The organism is Sphaerisporangium sp. NPDC005288 (assembly GCF_040607475.1).
Classification (GTDB): Bacteria; Actinomycetota; Actinomycetes; order Streptosporangiales; family Streptosporangiaceae; genus Sphaerisporangium; species Sphaerisporangium rhizosphaerae.
The window spans coordinates 1-17,759 of sequence record NZ_JBEXGT010000057.1; the positions used below are offsets into that span (position 1 = coordinate 1).

Sequence of the window (17,759 nt, forward strand, 5' to 3'; positions counted from 1 at the left end):
CGCCGAATACGAACGCCGACACGACGCCGAACACAACCGCTACGCTGCCGCATAGCCGCAAACCCCGACCTGTCCACACAACCGGGGCAACTTCACATCGACGAGCTGGTCGAGCACTGGACGGTCCTGGACGAGGAACGTGAGCGGATCGCCGGGAAGCGAGGCGCCACCCGGCTCGGCTTCGCGATCTTGCTGAAGTTCTATACGCGGCACGGGCGGTTCCCGCGAGGGCGTTCGGAGCTGGCCGACGAGGTCGTGGAGCATGTGGCCAAGCAGGTCCAGGTGCCCGCCTCGGAGTTCGGCTTCTACGAGTGGTCTGGTTCCACGATCGAGTACCACCGGGGGCAGATCCGGACGCACCTGGGGTTTCGGGTCTGCTCGACTGCGGACGCGGACAAGGTCACGGTGTGGCTGGCCGAGAACGTCGCCCACGCCGAGCGTCGGCCCGAGCGGGTTCGGGAGGAGCTGCTCAAGCATCTGCGTCAGGAGCGGATCGAGCCGCCGACCATGGGGCGGATCTCGCGGATTGCGGCCTCGGCCCTGCACAGCGCGGAGGTCACCTGGTCGGTGCGGATCGCCTCTCAGTTGAGTGCGGAGACCACCAGGCGCATCTACGCCCTGGTTGGCATCGACGAGGAGAGCGAGGACCAGAACGACGAGGACGGGGAAGAGACGGCGCCGGGTGAGGCGGCGGAGATGAGGACGGCGGTTCTTCGGGACTGCTGGCGCTGATCAAGTCGGCTCCGGGGAATGTGAGTCTGGAGTCGATGATGACCGAGATCCGCAAGCTGGAGGCGGTGCGGTCGATCGGGTTGCCGCCGGGGTTGTTCGCCGATGTGGCGCCGAAGGTGCTGGCGGCCTGGCGGACGCGGGCGGCGGTGGAGGCTCCGTCGCACATGCGCACGCATCCGCGTGAGCTGACGGTGCTGTTGTTGGCGGCGCTGGTCTGCGAGCGGGAGCGGGAGATCACCGACACGCTGGTGGAGTTGCTGATCGCGACTGTGCATCGGATCAAGGCGCGTGCCGACAGCAAGGTGACCAAGGAGCTGATCAACGCGTTCAAGCGGGTGACCGGCAAGGAGAACATCCTGTTCCAGGTCGCCGACGCCGCGCTCGGGCATCCCGACGATCCGGTCCGCGCGGTCATCTTCCCGGCGGTGACCGGTGGTGAGCAGACGCTGAAGGATTTGGTGTACGAGTTCAAGACCAAGGGCCCGGCCTACCGCACCACGGTGCAGACCACGCTGCGCGCCTCCTACACCAACCACTACCGGCGCGGGTTGATCGCGTTGCTGGACACCTTGGAGTTCAAGAGCAACAACACCGCCTACCAGCCGGTGATCGAGGCGTTGGAGCTGGTCAAGCGGTATGCCAAGGCGGGCAATACCACCTACTACCCGCGCGGCGGGCGGGTGCCTGAGCATCGCGGCACCGCCGGGGCCTGGGAGGACCTGGTGTTCAAGCGCGACAAGCGCGGCCGCCGGCGGGTGGTGCGGATGGTGTACGAGATCGTCACCTTCCAGGCGCTGCGCGAGGCACTGCGGTGCAAGGAGATCTGGGTGGTCGGCGCGGGCTCCTTCCGCGACCCGGAGGAGGACCTGCCCGCCGATTTCGCCGCCCGTCGCGTGACCAACTACGCCGAGCTGCGCAAGCCGCTGGACCCGGCGGTGTTCATCGCCGAGTTGAAAGCCGAGATGCGCGCCGAGCTGGAGGCGCTGGACACCGCGCTGCCCACGCTGGACTGGGTGGAGATCAAGGACCGCAAGTCCGGCGCGATCAAGCTGACGAAGATCGAGGCCGCCGAAGAGCCGCGGAACCTGCGAAAGATCAAGAACGAGGTGGGCCGCCGCTGGGGATCGGTCCCGCTGATCGACATGCTCAAGGAGGCGGTGCTGCGCACCGGCTGCCTGAACGCAGTCACCTCGGTGGCTGGCACCTCTAGCCTGGCGCCGGAGGTGTTGGCCGAGCGGCTGATGCTGGCGATCTTCGGGTACGGCACCAACACCGGGATCCGGGCGGTCGCCGCCGGCGGGCACGCCCACAGCGAGGACGACATCCGCTACGTGCGGCGTCGCTACCTGACCCCGCAGGTCGCCGCGGACATCGCGATCGCCATCGCGAACGCGACCTTCACCGCCCGCGACACCGCGCTGTGGGGCGAGGCGACCACCACCGTCGCCTCCGACTCCACGCACGTGCGCGCCTACGACCAGAACATCTTCACCGAGTGGCACTCCCGGTACGGGGGCCGCGGCATCCTCATCTACTGGCACATCGAGCGCGGGTCGATGGTCGTGCACTCCCAGACCCTGCGCGCCTCGGCCTCGGAAGTCCACGCGATGATCGAGGGCGCGGTCCGGCACGGCACCACCATGAAGGTCGAGGGCAACTACGTCGACTCCCACGGCCAGACCGAGATCGGCTTTGGCGTGACCCGGCTGCTGGGGTTCGACCTGCTGCCGCGCATCAAGCAGATCAACAAGGTCAAGCTCTACCGCGTCGAGACCGGCGAAAGCGACCGGTTCCCGCGGCTGACACCGGCGATGACCCGGCCGATCCGCTGGGAGCTCATCGAGCAGAACTACGACCAGATGATCAAGTACGCGACCGCGATCAAACAGCGCACCGCCTCCACTGAGGCGATCCTGCGCCGGTTCACCGAGTCCGCCTCCCACCCGGTCTACCAGGCCATGCTGGAGGTCGGCCGCGCGCAGAAGACCATTTTCGTCGCCCGCTACCTGCGCCTGCGCGAACTCCAGCGCGAGATCCAGGAAGGGCTGAACGTGGTGGAGGCCTCCAACGGCGCCAACTCGGTCATCCTCTACGGGAAGGGCGGCGACATCGCCACCAACCGGCGCGAGGAACTGGAGATGACCGTGCTGTGCCTGCGCATCCTGCAGGCCGCTCTCGTCTACATCAACACCCTGATGCTGCAAGACGTCCTGGCCGACCCCGAGTGGGTCAAGCTGCTCAAGCCCGCCGACCGGCGCGGCCTGACGCCCTTGTTCCGGCAGCACGTCCAGCCCTACGGCGAGGTGCGGCTGGATGTGGCCAAGCGCCTGCCGCTCGGCGGGCAGGAGCAGACCGGGCGGGCGCCCGCCTCCCAGTAACGCCGAGATCGACAGAAGACGGCCCGTCCCGGGCCGGGCGGATGCCAGCATCGACACCATGAACTGGTGGCGACGCAAGCCCTCCCGGCCCACCGACAGCGACCCCGACCTCGCCCACATCCGCCGCGACCTGGTGTGGAAGTTCGGCGAGGACATCGCTTACGCGATCTGGCTGACCGGCAAGGATCAGACGCCGGCCCGCACCCCGACCTGGGACACGCTGGTTTCGTCCGCGTTGATGTCAGTGGCGGTGACGCGAACTCGCGACCTTAATGTGGGAGCCCGGCTTTCCCGGGGCTGTGCCCCGGGGCCTTGCCGGCCGGAGCGGCGATCGGGCAGGACCGCCGCCCCGATATCGCCGGCAGTTCAGACGATCCTGATCCCCTGGATGCGGACCCCACCGGGATGGTTCGGCCAGGTGAACACGGTCCACTTCGGGATCGGCTGAGCCGGCTGCCACCTTCCGTCCCCGTACCACTGGACGCGGTTGTTACCGGTCGAGATCCGGGTGACCCACCAGACATCCTGGACGTACATATCCGTTCCGCCGTTGGCGTAGCAGTAGTCGGCTGACGAGCCGCCGGTTGCGTGGATTGTGGCGCGCACGAGGTCGGTCCGGTCGCCGCACGGGACCTCATTGATCGCGTACGCCGCCGTCGGGAGGGCGACGGCAAGTGAGGCCGTCACCGCGACGGACGCCAGAGTGGCCAGGGCCGCGCGTTTGGTGATGCGTTTCATGGACTTCTCCTTTGCAGTGAGATTCATGCGGTGGAACTGGAGCCGGACTATCCGCAGGCGTGACCAGGAGATCTCTGGCCGCCTGCCGGGGTGGCTGTCTCGCTTCCGATGCGAACATCACGGCTCACGACCGGCTGCGATGCCACAGGGCGTCAGATCTGCCTCAGACGGGCTGGCCGACCGGCCGGATGGTCAGGGTGTTGAGGTCGACGTCGGCCGGCTGGTCGAGGGCGAAGCAGATGGCCTTGGCGACGGGCTCGGGGGACAGGGCGAAGGGCGGGACGCCGCCTTGCCAGAAGGCGGTGTCGGTCATGCCGGGGTTGACGAGGGTGACGCCGACGCCGCGGCTGGTGGCGTACATGCGCAGGTTCTCGGCCATGCCGGTGATGGCCCATTTGGTGGCGGAGTAGAGGTTGGCGGGGCTGTTCTTCAGGCCGGCGACGCTGCCGATGAGCACCAGCCGTCCGCCCGTGGTCTCGAGGTGAGGCAGGGCGGCGTTGGCCAGCAGGGCGGGGCCGAGGACGTTGGTGAGGACCATGGGCGCCCACAGTTCCGGGTCGCCGTCGGCGATGGTGCGCGGGTGGTCGGCGGGGATGAAGCCGGCGTTGGCCACCGCGGCGTGCAGGGCGCCGAAGTGTGCCACGGTGCGGGTCACGGCGGCTTGGGTGGCCGGCCAGTCGGCGGCGTCGGCGATGATGCCGAGCAGCCGGTCGGAGTGGCCGGTCTCGTCGAGGAAGGACTTGAGTTTGGTCTCGTCGCGGCCGGTGACGGCCACGCGGTGGCCGCGGTCGAGGAGCAATCGTGCGGTGTGGGCGCCGATGCCACTGGTCGCGCCGGTGATTAGTACGGTCTTGCCGGTCATGGTCATACTCCCCGGTGCTGGAGGTCCTGGTAATGCATCACAGGAGGGCGTCGACGGTGATGGGCGGCCCGATCACCACTACAAAAGCTGGTCGGACAAGGTCCATCTCCGTATCGCAGATCGCGTTCTACCTGCTGATCCGAGGAAACCCGCCTGGCCGAGCGCGAGACAGAGCGCATTTATAGGGGGGACAAGCTCAACCCCCTTACCGTCGGCGCCTGCGCGAACCCTGCGGTTACCGTGGGGGTATGGACGACCGGTCCGACAACCGCGACCAGATCCGGGATTTCCTCGCCATCCGGCGCGCGAAGCTCACTCCGGAGCAGGTCGGGCTGCCCACCGGCGGTCGGCGCCGGGTCCCCGGGCTGCGCCGCGAGGAGGTCGCGGTGCTGGCCGGTGTGAGTACCGAGTGGTACACCCGGCTGGAGAAGGGCCACATCAGCGGCGTATCGGAAGAGGTGCTCGACGCGGTCGCCCAGGCCCTTCGCCTGGACCAGGACGAACGCACCTACTTGTTCGACCTGGCCCAGGCCGCCCGGCCCGCCCGCCGCGCACCTTCGCGCTGCAAGGACGTCCAGGTCCCGCCGCGCGTCCAGTGGCTGCTGGACTCCATGACGATGTCGGCGGCGTTCGTACGCAACGGCCGCCAGGACATCGTCGCCCACAATGCGCTGGCTCGGGCCCTGCTCGCGCCGGTCTTCGACAGCCCTGCCAGCACACGGCACGGCCGCGCCAACCTCGCACGCTACGTCTTCCTCGACCCGGGCTCCCAGCGGTTCTTCGCCGACTGGGACGCGGCGACCGCCGTCAGCGCCGCGCTGCTGCGCGCCGAGGCCGGACGCGAGCCCCACGACCGGGCGCTACGCGACCTCGTCGGCGAGCTGTCCACGCTCAGCACCGCGTTCCGCGGCCAGTGGGCCGCCCACGACGTGCGCATCCGCCACGCCGGCGGCAAGCGGCTGCGGCACCCGCAGGTCGGCGACCTGGAGCTGACCTACCAGTCCCTTGACCTGCCCATCTCCAGCCGGACAGTGTACGACCTCACCATTTACACCGCGGAACCGGGCAGCACCTCCGAAGAGCGGCTCAAGCTCCTGACCAGCCTGGCAGCCACCCAGCCGGCACACCCCACCAGCCAGCCGCGTTGAAGCGCGCCGACTTGCTCACGGCCTGCAGCTCGGGCACCTATAGCTACGGCGAGCCGCTGCGCTGACCGGGCCCCGCGGACAGGCATTGAACGAACATCACCACGACCTGAACACGCGTTCACCCCAGCATGCCAGCATGCCAGCCAACGTGCCTTTTACGTGCCTGGCAAGATCACATCTCCCTGCCCTGCGAAAAGATGCGAACAACCCCAAATAGCCACGGCGACGCCTGTCATCATCGAGGTCCAGGTGTGCTTCGAGAAACGATCTCCCAGGGGGCGGCACGACGAGAGCGTGATCCCCGCCGTGCCAAGCCGATGGCGAGCGAGGGCGCAATCGACCGACTACGCCCCCTCACTCGATCCAATCAGAACCCAGCGCCCGACCTGCCGAAACCGGGCGCCGATCCAATCAGATCCGATCTTCACTTCCGCCCCTCCTTTTCGCCCCCTAAAGTGGCCATCAGAGCCCGCCGGACACCTCCCGGGCCACCTGCGGGGAAGGAACCTGATCGGGCATGGCCGACCGCGTCTACCTGCGGCACTCCACCGACAAGCAGACCGACGCCCGCCAGCGGCACGCCCTGGCCGCGCTGATCGCCTCCGGCGCCCCCGTCTACGACGACCCCGCCACCTCCAGCCGCCAGCTCTCCCTGGACCGGGTGGGGTTCACCAAGCTGCTGCACGAGGCCGCAGTCGGCGACACCATCCGCATCGCCGATGCCGCCCGCCTGTTCCGCTCGGTCGCCGACATCCTCGCCCTGCGCCCCGTGCTGATCCGCCGCGGCCTGCACCTGCGGGTGGAGTCGGGGCTGCTGTCGGGGATCGACCTGGCCGCCGACGATCCCGGCACCAAGATGATGGTCAACGTCCTGGCCTCGGTGCTGGAGTTCCAGCGCGACATGATCAGCGAGAACACCCGCCAGGGCGTCGCCGCCGCCGAGGCCTCCGGCAAGACCCTCGGCCGCCCAACAGCGCTTGCCCCGGACAAGGCCGCCGAGGTCGTCACCGCCTACTCCGAAGGCGCCGCCGTCAAGGCCCTGGCCCGCGAGCATCACGTCGCGCCCAAGACCATCCGCCGCGTCCTGGACGCCGCCCACGCCCGCCGACTCCCCGACCAGCTCGACGCGCTCCCCGTTCCCGAGGAGCCGTCCGGCCCCGCCGCGGACACGCCCGTGACGCTCGACCTGCCCGGCCTGCTCGCCGACCACCTGCGGGCCGCCGACGACGACACCATCCGCCAGGCGCTCATCTGGGGGCGGATCATCCGCCGTGGCAAGGGCTACTCCATCCGCCTCACCATGCCGCTCGAACTCCACCACGCCGCGCTGCAACAGAGCGCAGCCCTCGCCGCCGAGGGCGCCGGACCGGCCGAACGCAAGGCCCACCGGGTGTACGCCACCCGCATCACAGCTGCTCAACAGCAGAAAACGCCCGGCAACTAACCACGCCGCTTCGCCGGGCTCACCAGCCCCTGGCCGTACTGATCCGCTACCTCGGGCTCGTTTGGGGCTCATGACACGGTTCTTACCGGCACCCCAACTCGACCAAGACCTGAGCCATCGAGGTCGGTGATCACGAAACGGGCGGCCGTTGCCCCACTGCGTCGGCAACAACGGCGCGATCCGCTCCCACGTCTGGTCCGACAACACCTGATCACGGGTCACGCGCCCAGCTCAGCGCCTCACCGGGGGAGTACGCCCCAGTTGACGGCGCAGCCATGCCACTCGAGCCGCGATGGCGTCCTGCGAGAGCACGGCATGGGGAACCACGACGTCGAACCCGTGGAACCCGCCGGGCCAGACGTGCAGTTCGACGTTGCCGCCCGCCTGCCACATGCGGCTGGCGTAGGCGACGTCCTCGTCCCGGAACGTTTCGGCCGACCCGACGTCGACGAACGTGGAGGGCAGGCCGGAGAGGTTTGCGGCGCGGGAAGGCGCGGCGTACGAAGGCACGTCCGGTCCTCCGCGAACGCCGTCGCCGAGGAGCGCGTTCCACCCGGTCTCGTTCGAGGAGCTGTCCCAGATGCCGAGGCCGCGCATCTGCTGAGCGGAGGGCGAATCGTTGCGGTCGTCCAGCATCGGCGACAGGAGCAGCTGGGCCAGGATGGCCGGGCCGTTGCGGTCGCGTGCCATCAGGGTGACAGCCGCCGCGAGGCCGCCGCCGGCGCTCGCACCGCCGATGACGATGCGCTCAGGGTCGATGTTGAGCTCGTGGGCGTGATCCGACACCCACACCAGTCCCGCGTAGCAGTCCTCGACGGGACCGGGGTGGGGTGTCTCGGGTGCGAGCCGGTACTCGACCGAGACCACCGCCATGCCCATCGGTTCGGCCAGGTTCAGCATCTCGACCAGGCCGAATCGGTTGTCTCCGACGATCATGCCGCCTCCGTGGACGTGGTAGATCGCCGGAGTCGGGGTCGCCGCGTGCTTCGGGAGACAGATCAGCAGCGAGATGTCCGGGTCCCCGTCCGGCCCTGGCACCGCCCGCTCCTGCACGCTGTAGGCGCCACCGCGCGAGAGGATCTCGTCGGTCGGGGTCTCCACCCCGGGGACGGGCTTGCGCATCTCGACGATGTTGTCCGAACGGTACGCGTCGGGAGGGCGCAGGCCGGTCAGCAACTCAACGACAGGAGCGAGCTCCGGATCGAAGGGTGGTGGCGGTCCGACCGGCTGGGTGGAGGACCGGTCCGTGACGTGCGCAGTCATATGTTCTCCTCGCGGCAAGAGACCGGATGTCTGCCTGCCCCAGGTCATAGGTGATCGATATGTGTCAGGTGGTGGATGCGGCCCGCCAACTGGCAGGCCGAGCTGAGCGTTCGAGTTCTGCTTGCGCAGGAGGGGTTCGGCAGCCGGATCGAACCGTTAGCGAGTGGCTGCTCGGAACCGCCTCCTGGCTCAGACGGTCGGAACAGTCCCGCCGTCGATCACGTACTCGGCGCCCACGATCGCCGAGGCGCGGTCCGACACCAGGAACCCGACCAGGTCCGCGATTTCCTCGGTGTTCGCGAATCGCCCCAGGGGTACTCCTCCCAGGGAGTCGTAGATGGTCTGCTTGGCCGCTTCACGCGTGAGTCCGTTGCCCTCAGCGATCCGGTCCACGAATCGTTCGTAGGCTTCGGTCTCGATCCCGCCGGGGCTGATCGCGTTTACCCGCACGCCGCGCGGCGCGAGCTCGTTGGCAAGTCCCTTGCTGTACGTGCGCAGAGCAGCCTTCGCTGCCGCGTACGCCAGGGACGCGTCGTACTGGGGTAGTTCACGCTGGATCGAGGTGAAGTGCAGCACCACGCCCGCCCCAGACTCGATCACCGCCGGGAGAAGAGCTCGATCGAGCCGCACCGCTCCCAGGAAGTTGAGGTTCAACTCGGTGAGCCACTGGTCATCGGTGATGACCGCGAACCCACCGGCCGGCGTCGACGCACCTCCGACGACGTGCACCAGGATGTCGAGTGCGCCGCCTACCTCACCGATTCGAGCGGCCACGGCATCGGTGCCCTCGATCGTCGTCACGTCCGCTTCGATGAATCGGTCGGGGTGCTCGTACCCGTCGGGCATCGTTCGCGCCGTCACGTATACGTCGGCACCCATTTCTCGGAGCCTCTCCACGACGGCCTTGCCTGAGCCCTTCGAACCGCCCGTGACCAGCGCCCGGCGACCGTCGAGACGATCGCGATCTGAACTAGACATTTCTCTCTCCACTGAAGATCGACGTAGCGCGGATTCGGTCAGGCTGTGTGGTTGGCGATAACGAGTTCGGCGACGAGGCCATCCCGCAACGCGAACCGGTAGTCGAGTTCGGCGACGCCACCCGGGAAGGTGCCCTCGAGCCGCACGGTCACCACCCAGTGGGCGTCATCGAGGCGGCGAGCGCCGATCTGTTCGGTTGTGTACTCGAACTCGGACCCGGCGTCCCGCAGGAACGCGTGGACCTCCTCTCGGCCGCGGAAGGTCTCGCCCTGGTCGACGACCACCGCGTCCTCGGTGAGGAACGACGAGGCGGTGTCGGCGTCGTGGACGACGTGGGCGGCGAAGAACTCGCGCACGGTGGTCGGGAGCAGATCGGACGGAAGATCGGTGTGCTGTGTCATGAGCTCACCGTGCGACCTCACGGTGCGGGAGGGTCAAGCCGTGGACTCTCCCCCTGGGAGAGGGTCCAGAATGTGGGGGTGCTGACCATCGGGGAGTTCTCGCGGCTGACCCACTTGAGCGTGCGGACACTGCGTCGGTATCACGAGGCGGCCCTGCTGGAACCCGCCGTGGTGGACGAGATCACCGGTTACCGCTACTACGGCGTCGACCAGATCCCGACCGCGCAGGTCATCCACCGGCTCCGCGAACTCGACGTCCCCCTGAGCGATGTTCAGCGAATCCTACGGACCCCCGACCCCGGTGTCCGGGCGGCCCTGGTCGCGGACCACCTGCAACGCCTCGAGGACGAGCTCGACCGCACCAGGGCCGCAGTCGTGTCGCTGCGGCGCCTGCTCCGGCCCGACCCCGCGCCGATCGACGTCGAGCTGCGTGCGCAGCCCGCCCGGACCGTCGCGGCGGTGGAGGCCGTAGTCAGAGGTCGCGACGTCGCAACCTGGTACGCAGGCGCGATGGCCGAACTGGAGGCGGCCGTCGGCGCCGCCGCGACCGGACCGCCGGGCGGCTGCTACGACAACGCCCTCTTCGAACAAGAGCGCGGTCACGCGCTCGTCTACCTACCGACCGCTGCGCCACCTCGCACCGGACGCGTGCACCCCGCAACTCTCCCGGCCGCGGAACTGGCCGTCACCACCCACGTCGGCGAGCACGACGGCATCGAGGTCACGTACGGCGCACTCGGGACCTGGGTGGTGGAGAACGCGATGTCGGTGGCCGGGCCGGTGCGGGAGGTCTACGTCGTCGGCCCTCGTGACACAAGCGATCCCGCAGCGTGGCGCACCGAGATCGGCTGGCCGGTCTTTCGCGTCACCTGAAGCGAACAGTTGCGGGACTGCGTTGTGATTGACGTCCGTTCACGTACAAGATCACCGCGCCGGGGGCCTCCCGGGGGATGATGGGCGCGGACCCGGCGGCCTCGCGGCCGGTCCGATTCCTGGAACCGGCCCCCGGCACGGAGCGCTCATGATCGGTCTCGTCATCGACCCGGACGGCATCTCGCGGACGGTCGAGCTGCCGCGCGATCCGGCCGACCGCGCCGCGATGATCGCCACGCTGACCGGCACGAACACCGGCGGCCAGGCCGTCCGGGTGGCCATCGAGCTTGCCCGCTGTCCGCCTTCGTCGCGAGCTCCCGGGACAGGCCCTCGTTCGCCGAGGAGTTCCACACGTTCGGCTGCGTGCCAACCTGTCCTGATCGCTTCGAGAGGATAATCTGGTTGTCGGCCGTGGTCACCGCGACGTTGATGCCGAAGCTGCTGGAGATGAACGGCGGCACCGACGACCAGTGCTTGCCGTCGAGGTACCTGGAGCGCAGTGTCTGCCCGTCTCGCATAGGGCGGTCCAGTTGCTGGGCGGCCAGGAACGTGAAGTAGTTCGACCATTGCAGTCCGATGGAGATCCGGGCGTCCTCGACGTCGGGCACGCGAGACACCGAGACGTAGTCCACGGCGTAGCTTGAGCCGTTCCACATCGGCTCGCGGCCAGACGCCTTGATCCGCTCTTGTTCCTGGACGATGGCCTCGCGCCACTCGACCACCTCCTCCGGAACCTCGACCATCGTGTTGGCGATGACGAGCCGGACATCCTGCCGCGCGATCATGTCCGCCGTCGCCCTCGACGATGAGCAGGGTCGACTTCATCGGCCCCAGCCGGAACGGCTCGCTCCGGTAGGTGCTCGCTGGCTGCATCACCGCCGTGGCACTTCCGCGCTGAGCGGCGGTCCACATGTGATCCAGGCGCTCCCGCAGTTCCTCCAGGTCGGGCTTGAGGGCATCCTGTTCGATGAGAAATGCGCCGATGTCATGCATCTGCCGCAAGTGTGGCAGTCGCCCGCTGGTGAAGAGTGTGTGCACGGTCATGGGCCCGTACGACGTGGCATTGCCGATGACGCGCACGCTGGGCCAACCAGCACGGGCATGCAGCCGGTGCAGTTCGATGAACAGGTCACGCAGCGGCCCGTCTTCCAGCTCTGGCATGCGCAGTTCGGCCATGACCCGATCCTGCGCCTGTCCGTGAATGTAAGCAAGCGTATGGAATAGAGCGCGAGATCGTGATCAATTTCGGTGGATATGAGCTGGATCGTAAGCGAGCTTTCCTGACCCGAAGTTACGTGCCCGATCCTTGCGATGTCGGTTGCGAACCGCAGCCGCTTTTTCAAGGAGGCGACCGTGACGGACATCGTCGTCATCGCCGCGTTCGTGGTCACGTCGCTGAGCGGCGTCGTGATGTTCTGGCTCGGGCTTCACTTCTTGTGGCGGGTTTACAAGCGCGGTGGGGCTGCCGACCTCGCCGAGGCGGCCACCGCTCTCCTGCTCGCGCGCGGCATTCAGCCGAGAGAGCGCGAGATGCCGGCGGCTCCTGCCCACGAGGCTCGACGATCAACGCCCAGTCGGCATCGTGGAGGTGAAAGAACTGCTGCAACTCCTGCTGTACCAAAGGGCCGAGGCTCCAGGCCCCGTCTTGAGGGTAAACAGGCCATTACAGATCAGACCAGTGATCCTGCCTCCGTACCCGATCCCTCATCGACTCGATGCTGTCGGGATTAGAAGGTTTGCCGATAGGTCCTGAATCGGCGTCCCGGACCCTCCGGGAAACAGACATCGAGTGACAAAATGTAACGTCGGGCGGCCGATTTGGCGCTAGAATTGACGACAGTATTTTCCGACAGGTAGAACGAGGCTCCCCACCCTTTCCGAGGAGCGCCGGGGCAGATCGTCTACTCCCGTGTCTCCACCGCGACGCAGTCGCTGCTGCGGCAGCGGCATATCCTCACCGAGGCCGGCCTTCTCGTGCGGACCGAAGGCGTCGCCGAGGGCTTCCGGCCCGCCGACGCGTTCTGCTGTTCGAGGACCCGGCGACCACCTCCAAGATCCCCGCTCTGGACCGGCCCGCGTTCAGCAAGATCGCCGCCAAGGCCCACCCGGGTGACACCCTGACGGTCTCGGAGCTGTTCCGGCTGTGCCGCGACCTCCTCGACATCCACGCCGTCCGCGGCTGGTGCCAGGCCCGCGGCGTCGTCCTGCGTGTCCTGTCCGGGCCGCTGTCGAACTTCCACGATCTGGCCGCCAACGACGCCACCACCGCCGTGATCATCAATGTGATCACCGCTGTGGGCCAGTTCCAGCGTGACATCCAGAACGAGCTCACCGTCGAGGCGATCGCCGCCGCCGAGGCCGAGGGCCCGCGCTCACCGGCGGCGACGTGGACGTGGTGCGGTCGACCTACGCCGAGCAGGGAGCCTCGATCGCAGCGCTCGCCCGCGCCCACGGGGTGAGCCGAGCCGCCATCCGAACCGCGCTGTCCGATCTACTGCCCGACCAAAGCATCCCGGCCGGCTGACACCGGCCACGGGGGCGGATCGTCAGATCTCCGCATCGTCCTCGCCTGCGTCGGGGTCGCGCAGGTCGCGGATGGCGCCGGGGGCCAGGTCGGGCAGGGCGAAGGTGTAGGTGCCGTGGACGCCGAGGTGGGAGTGGACGAACGGCGACAGCCGGGCCATGTCCTCATCCCGCACCGGATAGCCCTGGGCCTCCAGCTGGCGGACGGCGGCATCGAGGTAGACCGTCGTCCAGAGCGTGGCGCAGTTCAAAACGAGGCCGAGGGCGCCGAGCTGGTTCTCCAGGCCGCGCTCGTACCGGTGGTAGAGCTCGCCCTTCTTGCCGTGACAGATCTTGCGGGCGAGGGAGTGACGGTTCTCCTGGAGGTTGCGGATGTCCTTGATGTCACGGCGGTAGGTCTCGTCCACGTCGATGAACTGGAGGATGTGCGGGGTCTTTAAGATCCGGCCGTAGGAGGCGATGGCCTCGCCGAGGGCGGTGGGGTGGCCGTCGCGCTGGAGCATGGTGACGACGTCGTAGGCCCGGACTGTGCCGGTGTAGATCGAGGCGACGACCCGGAGCATGTCCTCCCAGTTCCGGCGGATCTTCCGCAGGTCGATCTTGCCCCGGGCGAAGGTGCCCAGCGGCCCGTAGTCGGCCGATGGGCTGATCCGCCAGCCCTTCTGATCGGGCAGGTCGGCCAGGGCCGGCCGGTAGGAGATCCCCAACAGCTCCAGCGGTCCGAAGACGACGTCGCTGTACGAGCCCGTGTCGGACACGACGGTCTCGGGGAGGTCCCTGGCAACCTGGACGAGGAGGGGGCGCAAGACCTCCCGGGCTGGCGGGGCCACCGGCCGGCGAGTGTGGGTCCCGTTCCGGTCAGCCTGTCTCGATGTGTGGGCAGGGGCGCCGCTGGCTGTAGCCGCCCGCCGCGGCTCCGACCGCGTCCCAGAAGGGGGCGGGCTCGCGGAAGTGGCCACCGAGGGTGTGCCAGGACAGGCCCGGGTAGTCCGAGCGCAGCACGGCCAGGGCCGGCTTCACCTTCGCGTGCAGGCTCACCCAGACCCATCCGGCCTCATACGCGGTTCGCGTTCCTCGGTGCAGAGTTTCGCCTCGGGCTTCCTCCAGACCCCGCCTCACGACGACGCCCTTGCCTCCGGCTCGGAATTAGCACCACCTCTTCCTCCAGGGGACTTTCACCCCCAAGCGATCGCCCATGCTGGGCGCACATGCGTTTAGGGCCCGGGCAGTGCGCGTGGGCCCTAAATCACGGCTGGGGTTGCCGCGGTCACGTGGTGGCGGGCTGGAGAAGTTCGATCTCGATGGCCAGCACGCCGAGCGCTTCAGCTCCTGGTGGTGGTCAGCCAGCGGCGTATGTCGGGCATGGCGGTGCCGTTGCTGTCGGCGTCGATGTCGACGGCCAGGTCGGCGATGGAGAGCTGGGCGAGTGCGCGCGACCAGGCGTCTTGGGCGGCGGTCATGGCTCGGGCGATCGCGCATGGCCGTGAGCACCGTTCGGAGGGGATGCCGAGGGGTCCGCGCTGCCGTATCTCGGCGCATCGATACGCGGGCTCGTCTCCGTCGATTGCCTGCACCACCTCCAGAGCGCTGATCTCCGAGGCGGGCCTGGTGAGGGTGTAGCCGCCGACCTGGCCCATGGTGGAGTGGACGATTCCGGCCCGCGACAGTGCCTGCAGGTGCTTGGCCGTGTACGCCGGCGGGGTGCCGTGCAGTTCCGCCAGTCGTGCCGCCGGCACCGGTTCGTGGCTCTGGCTGAGCGTGACGCAGCTGTGCAACGCCCACTCCACCCCGCTCGACATCTTCATGCCCCAACCCTACCCATCCCGGACAAGAGATGTCCGAGTTGTGATATGAACTCGGATAGAAAATATCCGAGAGAAATTGTTGGAGTGCCCATGACGCAGACAGCACTGCAATCCAGCCGCACATCCCTGGGGGTGGCAGCCTTAGCGTTGTTCGTCGCGGCGGCGAACCTGCGGCCGGCCATCGCGGCCGTCTCGCCGCTTGTCGACCACATCCGCGCCGACCTGGATCTGTCGGCGACCGGGGTGTCGCTGCTGACCACCGTCCCGACGCTGGCCATGGGAGTGTGCGCGCCGCTGGCCGCGTACGCGGGCCGCCGGTACGGCCTGCAGTCCGGCGTGCTCGCCGGGCTCGTGATCATCGCCCTGGCTACGGCGGCGCGCCTGCTCGGCGAGTCCACCTGGCTCCAGCTGAGCAGCGCGGCAACCGTCGGAGCAGGGATCGCCATCGCACAAACCCTGCTGCCCGCCGTGGTCAAGACGCGCTTCGCCGCCCGCGCCGGGCTGGTCACCGGTCTCTACACCGCTGGACTCGGCCTGGGCGGCGCGGTGGCGGCCGGAGTGAGCGCGCCGCTGGCCGACGCCCTCGGCTCCTGGCCCGGAGCGCTCGCGTCGTGGGCGGTGCTCGCACTGGCGGGCATCGCGCTGTGGTCTGCCGCCAAGGGCCCCCTGAGCCTGGACAACGTCACGGCCCCCGCCGGGCCCGTAACCCAGCAGATGCCCTGGCGCAGCGGCACGGCCTGGCACATCACCATGTTGTCGGCCGTCAACTCCGCCCTGTACTACTGCGAGCTGGCCTGGGTGACGCCGCTACTGCACGATGACGCCGGTCGCGACGCGGCGACCGCCGGGGGCATGCTGACCGTGATGATCTCCATCCAGGTCGTGGCGATGCTGGCCGTACCGGCGCTGCTTGGAGAACGCCGCGGCACGTGGGCGGGACTGGCGCTTACGATGACGCTGACCGCGGCCGGCTTCCTGGGGCTGTCGTACGCGCCGGGCACCGCGACGTGGATGTGGATCGCGGCGCTGGGCGTGGGGCACGGCGGGCTGTTCACGCTCGTGCTGACCCTGCCCGTGCTGGCCGGCCGTGACCCCGGCGAGGCGGGGCGGATCAGCGCGATGGCGTTCTTCGTCGGCTACGGCTGCGCCGCGCTGGCCCCCCTTCTGGTGGGCGCGCTGCGCGACGCCACGGGCGACTTCGCTCTCGCCTTCGGCATGCTGGGCGCGATCGGCCTGCTGATGCTTCTGCCCATCGCTCGTCTGCGCAGCACCATCCTCCGTCCGGTCAAGGAACGCTGACGTGCACCTCGAGCATCGGAAAGGTGCGGGTGCCCGCGTGAACCTCGAACGTCTCACCGGTCAGGAGATCCTGCCCCGCACCTCTCACCTGGTGAAGATTTACCGGGCCGCGTTCGGCGGCCCGCCATGGCACGAGGACGAGCGCGCCGCCGACGCCTTCGCTGAACGCCTGACCGCGGACGCGCAACGTCCCGGATTCGCGGCGGTGCTGGCCAGCGACAACGGCGAACCCGCTGGTTTCGGTACGGCATGGCGCACCCCGAGGCCTTTCCCCACGGGCCGCGCCTACGATCTCGTCCGTGCCGAACTAGGTGACGCGGTGGAAACGCGGCTGGTTGGAGCGCTGGAGGTGGACGAGCTGGCGGTGAGCCCACACGCGCGCGGCCAGGGCCTCGCGGGACGAATCCTCGACCTCCTGTGCGGCCGCGCCGACTCCTGCTGGCTGCTGACCGCCCCGCAAGCGGCTGACGCGATCAGGTTCTATGAACGGCTCGGCTGGCGGCGCCTGACCGGGCCGAGGGCGAACATCGTGGTGTTCTTGCGTTCGCCGTGAACTCCTCGATCAGCCGACGGGCCGTCACAATCATCCTCTGCTGACCCCCTCTTACGGGTGCCCGTCCCAATGCACCTGCCGTGCGGCCCGGGAGGCGGGCCCTCCTCGCGAGGGTTCGGATTTCGCTGACCTGCATTGATGCGTGCTCCCGCACCGGAGCGAGGCGGCCTCGGCACGCGCCGACCGGTTTGCTGGACGGCGCTCGCGGGCCACCCAGCCTGCGCGAAGCCGCCCGGGAGATCAACGCCCGTCCGTAAGCGTCGTGTCAGCCAGGAGATGCGGCTGCACGCCATCAGAGCGCCGGCCTCGATGCCGCAGTCGCTCTGGCATCGAGGCCGACCTGCATCCGCCGCGCGCGGCGGACCTGGCCGCCCCTCATGCCCGGCGTCACCAGGACCGGCGCACTGTCGTGCCACGGCAAGCGCGGCACCATCCACCAGGCGTATCGCGACAGCATGGAGGACCAGCTTGGCGCGCTCGGCCTGGTCCTCAACGCCATCGTGCTCTGGACGACGCGGTACATCGACGCCGCCGTCGCCCAGCTCAGGCCGAGGGCCACGAGATCCGGGAGGAGGACATCGCCCGGCTCTCCCCGCTCGAGCACAAGGACCTGAACCTGCTCGGTCGCTACAGCTTCACCGCCAGGGTCCCGGCCGCTGGCTCCCTGCGCCCGCTGCGCGCCCCAGACGCGCCGGAGCTGGATGAGGACGACGACGGGGGCGGGCAGGACTAGACCTTGGTTGCCAGATGCTTCAGACCGTC

General features: G+C 68.6%; 19 protein-coding genes and 1 pseudogene. 10 read left to right on the forward strand and 10 right to left on the reverse strand.

The genetic code is table 11. The features are described from left to right. Together ABZU32_RS36080 and ABZU32_RS36085 are read left to right on the forward strand one after the other, a co-directional pair. Positions 1-732, forward strand: a 732-nt coding sequence (locus ABZU32_RS36080) for a DUF4158 domain-containing protein (RefSeq protein ID WP_354929944.1), incomplete at its 5' end; no start/stop codon positions are given. A gap of 35 nt (positions 733-767) precedes the next feature. Then, positions 768-3,110 (forward strand): Tn3 family transposase, encoded by a 2,343-nt coding sequence (locus ABZU32_RS36085; RefSeq protein WP_354929947.1) that lies wholly within the window; start codon positions 768-770, stop codon positions 3,108-3,110. Between the two features lie 366 nt (positions 3,111-3,476). Here ABZU32_RS36085 and ABZU32_RS36090 read toward each other — a convergent pair whose 3' ends face one another. Together ABZU32_RS36090 and ABZU32_RS36095 are read right to left on the reverse strand one after the other, a co-directional pair. Then, on the reverse strand, positions 3,477-3,848 hold the full coding sequence (locus tag ABZU32_RS36090; RefSeq protein ID WP_111699642.1) for a beta/gamma crystallin domain-containing protein: 372 nt from the start codon (positions 3,846-3,848) through the stop codon (positions 3,477-3,479). 163 nt (positions 3,849-4,011) lie between these two features. Then, positions 4,012-4,710: an SDR family NAD(P)-dependent oxidoreductase gene (locus ABZU32_RS36095; RefSeq protein ID WP_354929951.1), complete on the reverse strand. Its 699-nt coding sequence runs from the start codon at positions 4,708-4,710 to the stop codon at positions 4,012-4,014. A gap of 248 nt (positions 4,711-4,958) precedes the next feature. Between ABZU32_RS36095 and ABZU32_RS36100 the strand changes: the two genes are divergently transcribed. Both ABZU32_RS36100 and ABZU32_RS36105 read left to right on the forward strand, forming a co-directional pair. Continuing rightward, on the forward strand, positions 4,959-5,858 hold the full coding sequence (locus tag ABZU32_RS36100; protein ID WP_354929954.1) for a helix-turn-helix transcriptional regulator: 900 nt from the start codon (positions 4,959-4,961) through the stop codon (positions 5,856-5,858). A gap of 517 nt (positions 5,859-6,375) precedes the next feature. After that, on the forward strand, positions 6,376-7,302 hold the full coding sequence (locus tag ABZU32_RS36105; protein ID WP_354929957.1) for a recombinase family protein: 927 nt from the start codon (positions 6,376-6,378) through the stop codon (positions 7,300-7,302). Positions 7,303-7,533: 231 nt separating this feature from the next. On the opposite strand, the gene ABZU32_RS36110 is transcribed toward ABZU32_RS36105, so the two are convergent. The 3 genes from ABZU32_RS36110 to ABZU32_RS36120 form a co-directional block, all read right to left on the reverse strand. Beyond that, complete coding sequence (locus tag ABZU32_RS36110; RefSeq protein WP_354929960.1) at positions 7,534-8,565, reverse strand: alpha/beta hydrolase; 1,032 nt, start codon at positions 8,563-8,565, stop codon at positions 7,534-7,536. Positions 8,566-8,754: 189 nt separating this feature from the next. Continuing rightward, positions 8,755-9,543 (reverse strand): SDR family oxidoreductase, encoded by a 789-nt coding sequence (locus ABZU32_RS36115; protein ID WP_354929963.1) that lies wholly within the window; start codon positions 9,541-9,543, stop codon positions 8,755-8,757. A gap of 38 nt (positions 9,544-9,581) precedes the next feature. Beyond that, a complete protein-coding gene (locus tag ABZU32_RS36120) occupies positions 9,582-9,944 on the reverse strand; it encodes a nuclear transport factor 2 family protein (protein ID WP_354929966.1) in 363 nt (120 codons plus the stop codon). 78 nt (positions 9,945-10,022) lie between these two features. Here ABZU32_RS36120 and ABZU32_RS36125 point away from each other — a divergent pair, with 78 nt between their 5' ends. Next, a complete protein-coding gene (locus ABZU32_RS36125) occupies positions 10,023-10,817 on the forward strand; it encodes a MerR family transcriptional regulator (protein ID WP_354929969.1) in 795 nt (264 codons plus the stop codon). A gap of 161 nt (positions 10,818-10,978) precedes the next feature. On the opposite strand, the gene ABZU32_RS36130 is transcribed toward ABZU32_RS36125, so the two are convergent. Next, positions 10,979-11,602, reverse strand: coding sequence for a hypothetical protein (locus tag ABZU32_RS36130; protein WP_354929972.1), 624 nt, complete (start codon positions 11,600-11,602; stop codon positions 10,979-10,981). On the opposite strand from ABZU32_RS36130, the gene ABZU32_RS36135 reads away from it, so the two are divergent. After that, a complete protein-coding gene (locus ABZU32_RS36135) occupies positions 11,601-12,041 on the forward strand; it encodes a hypothetical protein (protein WP_354929975.1) in 441 nt (146 codons plus the stop codon). The two genes, ABZU32_RS36130 and ABZU32_RS36135, sit on opposite strands and share 2 nt — an antisense overlap. Positions 12,042-12,056: 15 nt before the next feature. On the opposite strand, the gene ABZU32_RS36140 is transcribed toward ABZU32_RS36135, so the two are convergent. Beyond that, positions 12,057-12,368: a hypothetical protein gene (locus ABZU32_RS36140; RefSeq protein WP_354929978.1), complete on the reverse strand. Its 312-nt coding sequence runs from the start codon at positions 12,366-12,368 to the stop codon at positions 12,057-12,059. Positions 12,369-12,841: 473 nt separating this feature from the next. Here ABZU32_RS36140 and ABZU32_RS36145 point away from each other — a divergent pair, with 473 nt between their 5' ends. Continuing rightward, positions 12,842-13,276 carry a recombinase family protein gene (locus ABZU32_RS36145; RefSeq protein WP_354930071.1) on the forward strand — a complete coding sequence of 145 codons (435 nt, stop codon included), beginning with the start codon at positions 12,842-12,844 and terminating at the stop codon, positions 13,274-13,276. Positions 13,277-13,363: 87 nt separating this feature from the next. Here ABZU32_RS36145 and ABZU32_RS36150 read toward each other — a convergent pair whose 3' ends face one another. From ABZU32_RS36150 to ABZU32_RS36160, 3 genes are all read right to left on the reverse strand, one after another. Next, a complete protein-coding gene (locus ABZU32_RS36150) occupies positions 13,364-14,146 on the reverse strand; it encodes a Tn3 family transposase (protein WP_354929981.1) in 783 nt (260 codons plus the stop codon). A gap of 52 nt (positions 14,147-14,198) precedes the next feature. Continuing rightward, positions 14,199-14,378, reverse strand: coding sequence for a hypothetical protein (locus ABZU32_RS36155; protein ID WP_354929984.1), 180 nt, complete (start codon positions 14,376-14,378; stop codon positions 14,199-14,201). A 284-nt stretch (positions 14,379-14,662) separates the two neighbouring features. Further along, positions 14,663-15,145, reverse strand: a complete 483-nt coding sequence (locus ABZU32_RS36160) for an Rrf2 family transcriptional regulator (RefSeq protein WP_354929987.1) — start codon at positions 15,143-15,145, stop codon at positions 14,663-14,665. 90 nt (positions 15,146-15,235) lie between these two features. Between ABZU32_RS36160 and ABZU32_RS36165 the strand changes: the two genes are divergently transcribed. The 3 genes and pseudogenes from ABZU32_RS36165 to ABZU32_RS36175 all read left to right on the forward strand — a co-directional run. Next, on the forward strand, positions 15,236-16,444 hold the full coding sequence (locus ABZU32_RS36165) for an MFS transporter (RefSeq protein ID WP_354929990.1): 1,209 nt from the start codon (positions 15,236-15,238) through the stop codon (positions 16,442-16,444). A 37-nt stretch (positions 16,445-16,481) separates the two neighbouring features. Beyond that, entirely contained in the window at positions 16,482-16,997 is a 516-nt protein-coding gene (locus tag ABZU32_RS36170) for a GNAT family N-acetyltransferase (protein WP_354929993.1), read from the forward strand. Positions 16,998-17,410: 413 nt separating this feature from the next. Further along, a pseudogene (locus tag ABZU32_RS36175) lies at positions 17,411-17,730 on the forward strand (Tn3 family transposase); the annotation flags it as partial. Positions 17,731-17,759: the final 29 nt, after the last annotated feature.